General features: G+C 63.1%; 4 protein-coding genes. 3 read left to right on the forward strand and 1 reads right to left on the reverse strand.

All coding sequences use genetic code 11. The annotated features are described in order from the left end of the window. On the forward strand, positions 1–408 hold a 408-nt coding region (locus tag N7I30_RS21615), incomplete at its 5' end, for a cation transporter dimerization domain-containing protein (RefSeq protein ID WP_498641050.1). A 319-nt stretch (positions 409–727) separates the two neighbouring features. Here N7I30_RS21615 and N7I30_RS21620 read toward each other — a convergent pair. Continuing rightward, the gene (locus N7I30_RS21620) at positions 728–1,546 is read right to left on the reverse strand and encodes a ZIP family metal transporter (protein WP_498641051.1); all 819 of its coding nucleotides are present in this window, start codon (positions 1,544–1,546) and stop codon (positions 728–730) included. 305 nt (positions 1,547–1,851) lie between these two features. Here N7I30_RS21620 and N7I30_RS21625 point away from each other — a divergent pair, with 305 nt between their 5' ends. Further along, a complete protein-coding gene (locus tag N7I30_RS21625) occupies positions 1,852–4,026 on the forward strand; it encodes a heavy metal translocating P-type ATPase (RefSeq protein ID WP_498641052.1) in 2,175 nt (724 codons plus the stop codon). Continuing rightward, positions 4,023–4,523, forward strand: a 501-nt coding sequence (locus N7I30_RS21630; protein ID WP_498641053.1) for a methyltransferase family protein, incomplete at its 3' end; no start/stop codon positions are given. The genes N7I30_RS21625 and N7I30_RS21630, both read left to right, overlap by 4 nt.

Raw genomic sequence — 4,523 nt, forward strand, 5'->3', positions numbered from 1 at the left:
TACGACATGCGCTGGGTTGATCCGGCCATCACGATCGGCATCGCGCTCTACATCCTCTATCTCGCTTTCACCGAGATCGGAGGCCCGATTCGGACCCTGATGCTGGGCAGCCCGCCGGACATCGACAACGACTCCGTTGTCGCTGCGTTACGCGGCGTCGACGGTGTCGCGGACATCCATCATGCCCATTTCTGGCAGATGGAGGAGCATGTTGCCGCTCTCGACACCCATGTGGTGATAGAGAAGGAAGCCTGGGATCGCCTCGAAGACACCAAGCAAGCGATCAAGCGGATGCTCGAAAGCGAGTTCGGCATCACCCATTCAACGCTCGAGTTCGAGCGAGAGGACCAGTCGCATTGCAGCGCAGATCTGTATGGCCACGACGCCCGTCCTAGCCGGCAAGATTGAGACCGGCCGCACCGAGTTCCACAGTCTGCTCCGCCCTGCAGAAAACGGGGCCCAGCAGAAGTGATTTCTGACGAGTGCTGGATAGCGTTGCGGGGGCCGAGATACACGGACACCTCAACGCGGATCTGGCGAAAAATCCTACCTCCAGTCGTTGCTCCGCAGGGCGATTCCATGATCGTTTGCTGACCAATCCGGGAAGCAGCGCGCGCACGGACGTTCTGTTTTTTCGACGAATCGGAACTGCGCACCGGGGAATTTGTCGGACGAGCTTCGGGCACTGAAATGGATCCGCAGCCTTGGCGGCTCGGAAGCATACTGCTTACGGCTCGGAAGAAGACAGTTTCTCCATCGTCATCCCGCTCTGCGCCGTCTCCTCTCCGCTCGTTCGCGCGTCGCCGACTATCACGGTTTCCAATCCGGCAGAAACGAGGGTGAAAAGGGCGAAGCCCCCCACGAAAGCCAGCACCGATCCGCGATTGTCCTTGCGAGCCTCGTGCGCCTCTTCTAGCATGTCTTCAACGGCTGCCACGGTCAGCAAGCCGGCAACGAAGACGAGGGCTGCCATTTTCACACTCTCTCCTGCACCGCGCAGCACGAAGAAAGCGACCAGCGCGGAGCCTAAACAGAACAAAACAAACGAAGCCGAAAGAAGCAGCCGCCGGCGCCGGGGCACACCCTTATCCCGGAAGTTGGCCATCGCGGCGTAGCCTTCCGGGATATCGGCCAGTACCTGGCCGAACGCCAGCACGATCGCCAGGCTGCTGGATACGGCCGAGCCCGTTCCGAGCATCATGCCGTCGCTGGTGAGATCCACCGCGACGGCGACGTAGATCATCCACATCCCGGTTCGGCTCCCGCGGTTGCTAGACTTCTGAAGTCCGTCCACGAGAGACTCGATCATCACATAGGAGGCGCCGCCCGCCGCGAAGGCAGCAGCAAGCCACCACCCGGCCAGAACATCGACGGCCTCGGGGATCAGTTCGACCGAAACGATCGCGATGACGATTCCGGAAGCGGCATGCAGGGCCCAGTTCAGTAGCCTGGAAGACGGCTTCCAGAACTCTGCGACGAGCCCCCCGGCGAAGTTTCCCGCTCCCGGCAGGAGGGCCAGCAAGAAGACCTGCCAGAAACTGCTCATACCGCGTCCCCTGAACTGTCGTGTTGGCGAAGGTGCGATGGCAGATAAGGAACTTCTGCTGCTCTCATCAGGCTTTCCTGCGCTGCGCTCAACGACCCGAAGGTTTGAATGAACCTAGCTCCCGGCGGCAGAATCGGAAGGGTTCGGCGGGCCAAAGCGGGTGCCTCATCCTGTCATTGAAGGCCCCTTTGATGCGCGCCGGGATGGTTCGGCTGACATCTTGTAAAACATTCCTGCGAATAGGGCCTTGCTCCTCTAGCCGCTGGAGGTTGTAGCCATCCGGTGGCAGAAGATGGGACCCACCGATGGCGGCAGAACTTCAGCAGACACGCTACCGCGTCAGCGGCATGGACTGTGCTTCGTGCGCGTCGAAGATCGACAAGGCTGTGCGACGTCTGGAAGGCGTCGGCGACGTAGCCGTGTCGGTCGCGGCCGGCACGATGACGGTGGCACACGAGAAGGCGCTAGCTCCGGCAGCAATCATCCGCCAGGTCAAGAACCTCGGTTACGGAATCGGAGAAGTTAGCCGCGGCGTCCGAGGAACCGGCAATGCGGCGGCTCCCACTGATGGCGAGAATCCGAACCATCATTCGCATGCACACGAGCATGCTGGCGATGAAGCGTGGTGGAGAACGCCCAAGGCGGTTCTGACGCTGACGTGCGGCCTCGCATTGGCAATTGCCTATCTGGCGGGCGTGGCTTTCCCAGCGTTTGAGAGCTGGGCCTTCCTGCTGGCACTCGCCGTTGGCCTCGTTCCGATCGCAAGGCGCGCCGCCGCAGCAGCTCGCTACGGCTCGCCGTTTTCCATCGAGATGCTGATGACGATTGCCGCCGTCGGCGCGGTGATCATCGGCGCGACGGAAGAAGCAGCGGCCGTGGTCCTCCTGTTTCTGATCGGCGAGATGCTGGAGGGCGTGGCCGCCGGTCGGGCACGGAAGAACATTCAGGGCCTGACGGACCTCGTGCCGAAGACGGCGCTTCTGGTGCGGGATGGGGAGACGGTCGCGGTAGCCGCCGACGGACTGGCCGTCGGCTCCATAATTCTGGTGCGCCCCGGCGATCGCGTTGCGGCGGACGGCGTCATCGCCGAGGGAGCCGGCGAGGTCGACGAAGCGCCCGTGACAGGAGAGAGCGTACCAAAGCGCAAGAGCGTCGGCGACACGGTGTTCGCGGGCACGATCAATGCAAGCGGTGTGCTGCGGATCAAGGTCACTGCCGCCGCTTCCGACAATACCATCGCGCGTGTGGTGCGGCTGGTGGAGGAGGCCCAGGAGGCAAAGGCCCCAACCGAGAGGTTCATCGACCGGTTCTCCCGTTACTACACCCCTGGCGTCCTGGTATTCGCGGCGCTGACGGCGATCCTGCCTCCGCTCCTTTTCGCCGAGCCTTGGAACGACTGGATCTACAAGGGTCTGGCCATCCTCTTGATCGGCTGCCCCTGCGCGCTCGTCATCTCGACCCCTGCGGCCATCGCTGCCGGGATGTCCGCCGGTGCCCGCCGAGGTCTCCTCATGAAGGGCGGTGCGGTACTGGAGAACCTCGGCAGAGTGACCGCTGTCGCGCTCGACAAGACGGGGACAATCACGATGGGAAAGCCCGAGGTCACCGACGTGATCGCGATCGGCCGAGCGGAGCGGGACATACTTTCCTTGGCCGCGTCGCTGGAACAGGGATCGAGCCACCCGCTGGCTATGGCAATTCTGCAGGAGGCAAAGGCCAGGAAGGCGCCGCTCCCGCCGGCGTTCGACGCCGAAGCCATTCCGGGCGAAGGGATCGCCGGCAGCGTCGGCGGCGAACGGGTATTCCTCGGCTCTCCCCTGGCTGCAGGTCGGCGCACGCAGATCTGCGAGAACGTTAGCACCAAGATCACCGTCCTCAACGACGCGGGCAAGACCGTCTCCGTCCTTCTTGCCGGTAACAAGATTGCAGGTCTGATCGCCATGCGGGACGAGCCCCGCCCCGATGCCGCATCGGGACTCAGGGCCCTGCGCGGTCGAGGCGTCCTGATCATGATGCTGACGGGAGACAACCGACGGACAGGAGACGCCGTAGCGACAAGCCTGGGGATCCAGGCGCGGTCGGAATTGCTACCACAGGACAAGCAGCAGGCAGTGCGAGACCTCCAAACGGAGGGCCATTTCGTTGCCAAGGTGGGCGACGGCATCAACGATGCTCCCGCCCTGGCTGCCGCAGACATAGGCATCGCCATGGGCGGAGGGACCGACGTGGCTCTGGAAACAGCGGACGCCGCGGTCTTGCATGGCCGGGTCCAGGACATTCCGGACATGATTGCCTTGTCGGGATCCACAATGCGCAACATTCATCAGAACATCGCGATCGCGCTTGGCCTCAAGGCGGTGTTCCTGGCCACGACGCTGCTCGGCGTAACCGGTTTATGGCCAGCCATCCTCGCTGATACGGGCGCGACGGTATTGGTGACGGCCAACGCCATGCGACTGCTCGCCTGGAGGCCGCAATGACCGAACTCGCTGAGCAGGCTCTTCGCCTCGGGCCTAGCATCATACTCCTGACAACCTGCTTGTGGTTGATGATTGCAACCAGCCGAACGTCAGCCATGATCGGCGGCAAGGCCGACGGCTTCGCCGGAACCGCACGCCAGCAGGTAGCACAGGAATTGTTCCGCGTGAGTGTCATTGGCGCCATGGCCGCGCTGATCGGATACGCGGCAGAGATGACGTGGTCGATCCTGCGTCCCGTCGCCGAGCTCGAATGGCTGCACGCAGTCGGATTGGCGTTAGCGCTGGCAGGCCAGTTCCTGACGGTTTTTGCACAGTCCAGCATGGGAAGACGTTGGCGTGTGGGAGTTCCATCCGCCGCGCCGGACGCACTGGTCACGCAGGGTTTATTTGGGGTCTCACGCAACCCGGTGTTCCTCGGCATGCTCGCAATGGCCCTAGGCCTGGCACTGGCGGTTCCGTCGATCGCGATGATCGTTTGCGCCACCGCCTTCTGGCTG

Origin of the sequence: Aurantimonas litoralis, assembly GCF_026153195.1 — a bacterium.
GTDB classification, from domain to species: domain Bacteria; phylum Pseudomonadota; class Alphaproteobacteria; order Rhizobiales; family Rhizobiaceae; genus Aurantimonas; species Aurantimonas coralicida.